Origin of the sequence: Bradyrhizobium sp., from assembly GCF_019244115.1 — a bacterium.
GTDB lineage: Bacteria > Pseudomonadota > Alphaproteobacteria > Rhizobiales > Xanthobacteraceae > Bradyrhizobium.
The window spans coordinates 1-4092 of the sequence record NZ_JAFATE010000868.1; the positions used below are offsets into that span (position 1 = coordinate 1).

The following is a 4092-nucleotide window of genomic DNA, read 5'->3' on the forward strand; positions in this document are numbered from 1 at the left end:
GCGTCCTGCCGCCGGTCTCGCGTGAGCGCTGGCGGCTTGACGTCTACGGCGCGATCGAAACCCCCGTGTTCTGGACGTTTGCGGAGTTCGCCGCACAGAAGCAGGACCGGTTCACCTCCGACATCCACTGCGTGACGACGTGGTCGCGCTATGACAATGAATGGGAGGGCTTGGCGACGCGCGAGCTGCTCGCCGCCTGCCAGCCGCGCGACGATGCGCGCTTCGTGGTGCTGCATTCCTATGACGGCTACACCACCAATCTCGCGCTGGAAGATTTCGCCGCCGAGGACGCCCTGCTCGCCCATAGCTGGTCGGGCAAGCCACTGACGTCAGAGCATGGTGGACCGGTGCGGCTCGTGGTGCCGCATCTCTATTTCTGGAAGAGCGCCAAATGGCTGAAGGCGATCGAATTTTTGGGCGATGATGCGCCGGGCTATTGGGAGGTTCGCGGCTATCACAACCGCGGCGATCCCTGGTCCGAGCAGCGCTATTCGGACGACTGATATTCGTGCTGAGCTCTCCGGCCAACAGAGAGCATTGCAAACGGGGAGGCTCACATTGCCAACCGAACGCTTCCAATTCGAGGGTGAAGGCGGCCATAAGCTGGCCGCGGCGCTGGACCTGCCCGAGCAGGAGCCGCTCGTCTTTGCCCTGTTCGCGCACTGCTTCACCTGCGGCAAGGATGCGCTGTCGGCGAAACGGATCTCAACCGCGCTCGCGGCCAAAGGCATCGCCGTGCTGCGGTTCGACTTCACCGGGCTCGGCGCAAGCGAAGGCGAGTTCGCGAACGCGACTTTTTCCTCGAATGTCGCCGATCTCGTCCGCGCGGCCGATCATCTGCGCAAGATCAGGAAAGCGCCGGCGCTCCTGATCGGCCACAGCCTCGGCGGCGCTGCGATCCTCGCCGCAGCGAAAGATATTCCGGAGACCAAGGCCGTGGTTACCATTGCGGCGCCATCAGCCCCGGCTCACGTCACCGGGCTGTTCAAGGAGCATGTCGAGGACATTCGCACTGTCGGCGAAGTCGAGGTGGCTCTCGCCGGCCGCCCCTTCCGCATCAAGCGCGAATTTCTCGACGATATTGCCGAGCACGATCTGATGGCCCAGATCGGCAAGCTCAGGAGGGCGCTCCTGGTGATGCACTCGCCGACCGATGACGTCGTCGGCATCGACAATGCGACCCGCATCTTCATGTCGGCGCGGCATCCAAAGAGCTTTGTGTCGCTGGCGGGGGCCGACCATCTCCTCGGCGACCGCCGCGACACCGCTTATGTCGCCGACATGATCGCGGCGTGGGCGCCGCGCTACCTTCAACCAACCGCCGCCGATCAGGTCGCCGAGCACAGTGCCGAGCCGCGCCGGGTGGTGGTGCAGGAGACCCGCAACAGCAAGTTCCAGCAGCTCGTCTCGGCCGGGCCGCACCGCCTTCTAGCTGACGAACCGCTCGCGGCCGGCGGCGACGACACCGGCCCCGGACCCTATGACTATCTGATCGCCGGTCTCGGCGCCTGCACCTCGATGACCATGCGCCTCTATGCCGACCGTAAATCCCTGCCGCTTGATCGCGTCACCGTAACGCTTGCCCACAGCAAGATCCACGCAAGTGACTGCGCCGACTGCGAGACCAAGCAAGGCCTGCTCGACCAGATCGAGCGGGTGATCAGGATCGACGGCGCGCTCGATGCCGAACAGCGCAAGAAGCTGATGGAGATCGCCGACAAATGCCCGGTCCATCGCACCCTGACCTCGGAGATCAGGATCATGACGCGGGAGCAGACTCCTTGACGGCGCTTCAGCGCGCCACTTCCGTCGCCAGCGGCTGAACGCGAAACGCACCGCGCAGGCCGGCCGCCGTGCCGAGCAGGATGCCGCCGACCGCTATGAAGGACGGCAGTGCCAGCGTTGAAAGCCCGGTCAGTCCCTGCCCGACCGAGCACCCATAGGCCATGGCGCCGCCGGCGCCCATCAGCGCCGCGCCCGCAACTGAGCGCAGCATGTGACGCGGCGAGACAAAACCTTCAAGGGCAAAGCGGCGGGTCGCAACCGCCGTGAGCAGGCTTCCCGAAAACACGCCGGCCACAAGCGTCACGCCGAAACTCAGCGAAAGACCGGTCGAAAACATCACATACTGCACGGTATCGGCGATCGGCGCGATGAAGGTGAGCGAGCCGACGGGCGCCGGATTGAAATCATCGGCGCCGAGATATCCGGTCGCAAACCAGCCGGCGACGACCAGGAAGCCCACCGCGATCCCTGCCGCGATCTGGCCGCGGGCACGCTGGAACGGCGCGTGCGCAAAGGCGAAGATGATCAGCGCTCCGGACATCAAGGAGGCCGCGAGCGTCCGCGCAAAGGTGTCGCCTGTGCCGGTCGCCGCGAGCAACGCCGGGACTGAGATGGTTTTCGGCGCCACCTGGCTCGCCTGCAACAGCATAATGCGCAGCGGCGCAATCAATCCCTTCAGCGTCATGGTCGCGACGATGCCGAGTACGATCACGACCACCAGCGAGCGGAGATTGCCGCACCCCAGCAGCACCAAAGCGCGCGAGCTGCAGCCATTCGCGAGCACCATGCCGTAACCGAACAAGACGCCGCCTGCGAAAATGAGCGGTGCGGAAAATGATGGCTGCAGATAGATCGATTTGGAGAGGTCGACGAGACCCGAAGCGGCCAGCAGCTGGGTACCCGCGACAGCGACCCCGAGCGCGAGCGCGAAGGTGCGGATCAGGCGGCTGTCACCATCCGCCCACCAGCCGCGCAGGCTCGAGAGCAGGCAGAAGCCGCTGAGCAGGCCGACCGATCCGTAGCCAAGCCCAATCAAAAGTCCGCCCCAGAGGACGATATGCGTGCTGTCTTGCACCCGATCTTCCCAGGCCTTCGGAACCAGCCGTGGCCAGTTCCGACGCAGTTCGATGTGAATGAGGCCAGATATAGGCTATTGCCCGTCGGTTGGTCTACTCCGACATCCTGTGGAGCGGGCCCTTGCGCGCGTCTCGAAGGATAGGCTCCAGACCCGTCACTGTCGCGGGCCTCATGGTTCGCCGAGCGATGCGACGCATCGTCCGCCGACGCCGCGCGAGGAGCGCGGCTCCTCACCGTGCGGGTCAGAGATCATCCCTTCGGCCGCTTGTCGTGCACGCGCTTGGCCTTGCCGAGCGAGCGCTCCAGCGTCGCCGGCGCCACCGCGCGCACCTTTGCGGTGATGCCAATCGTATTCTTGATATGGGTCGAGATGCGGTCGGCGTGATCTGTGAGGCCGCGCCCGTCCCAATATTCCGGGCGCGCTTCGGCATGGATCGTCAGTTCATCCATGCGCCCTTCGCGGGTCAGTTCGAGGATGAAATGGCCGCCGCACCAACCGGTCGCGAGCAGGATCTCCTCGATCTGGGTCGGAAACAGGTTGACGCCGCGCAGGATGATCATGTCATCCGAGCGGCCGGTGACTTTTTCCATCCGCCGCATCCCCGGGCGCGCGGTGCCCCGCAGCAGCCGCGTCAGGTCGCGGGTGCGATAGCGAATGACGGGGAACGCTTCCTTGGTGAGCGAGGTGAACACCAACTCGCCCAATTCGCCATCCGGCAGCACCTTGCCGGTCTCCGGATCAATCACCTCGGGATAGAAATGATCTTCCCAGATATGCAGGCCGTCCTTGGTCTCCAGGCATTCCTGCGCGACGCCGGGACCGATCACCTCCGACAGTCCGTAGATATCTGTCGCGTCCATGTCGAACGCGTCCTCGATTTCGGCGCGCATCGCGTTGGTCCACGGCTCGGCGCCGAAAATGCCGATTTTTAGGGAGCATTGGCGCGGGTCCAGCTTCTGGCGCCTGAACTCATCCAGGATCGCCAGCATGTAGCTTGGCGTAACCGTGATGATGTCGGGCTTGAAATCGTTGATGAGCTGCACCTGGCGCTCGGTCATGCCGCCGGAGATCGGAACCACCGTGCAGCCGAGTTCTTCGGCGCCGTAGTGCACCCCAAGTCCACCGGTGAACAGCCCGTAGCCATAGGCGTTGTGGATGATCATGTCATCCGAGCGGCCGGTGACTTTTTCCATCCGCCGCATCCCCGGGCGCGCGGTGCCCCGCAGCAG

General features: G+C 64.6%; 4 protein-coding genes. 2 read left to right on the top strand and 2 right to left on the bottom strand.

What is annotated here, in order from left to right:
* A partial coding sequence (locus JOZ76_RS36575; RefSeq protein WP_291706236.1) for a sulfite oxidase-like oxidoreductase occupies positions 1-503 on the top strand: 503 nt, incomplete at its 5' end.
* 55 nt (positions 504-558) lie between these two features.
* On the top strand, positions 559-1785 hold the full coding sequence (locus tag JOZ76_RS36580; RefSeq protein WP_291706237.1) for a bifunctional alpha/beta hydrolase/OsmC family protein: 1227 nt from the start codon (positions 559-561) through the stop codon (positions 1783-1785).
* 7 nt (positions 1786-1792) lie between these two features.
* Here JOZ76_RS36580 and JOZ76_RS36585 read toward each other — a convergent pair whose 3' ends face one another.
* The gene (locus tag JOZ76_RS36585; protein ID WP_291706238.1) at positions 1793-2860 is read right to left on the bottom strand and encodes a YeeE/YedE family protein; all 1068 of its coding nucleotides are present in this window, start codon (positions 2858-2860) and stop codon (positions 1793-1795) included.
* Between the two features lie 251 nt (positions 2861-3111).
* On the bottom strand, positions 3112-4092 hold a 981-nt coding region (locus tag JOZ76_RS36590; RefSeq protein WP_291706239.1), incomplete at its 5' end, for an AMP-binding protein.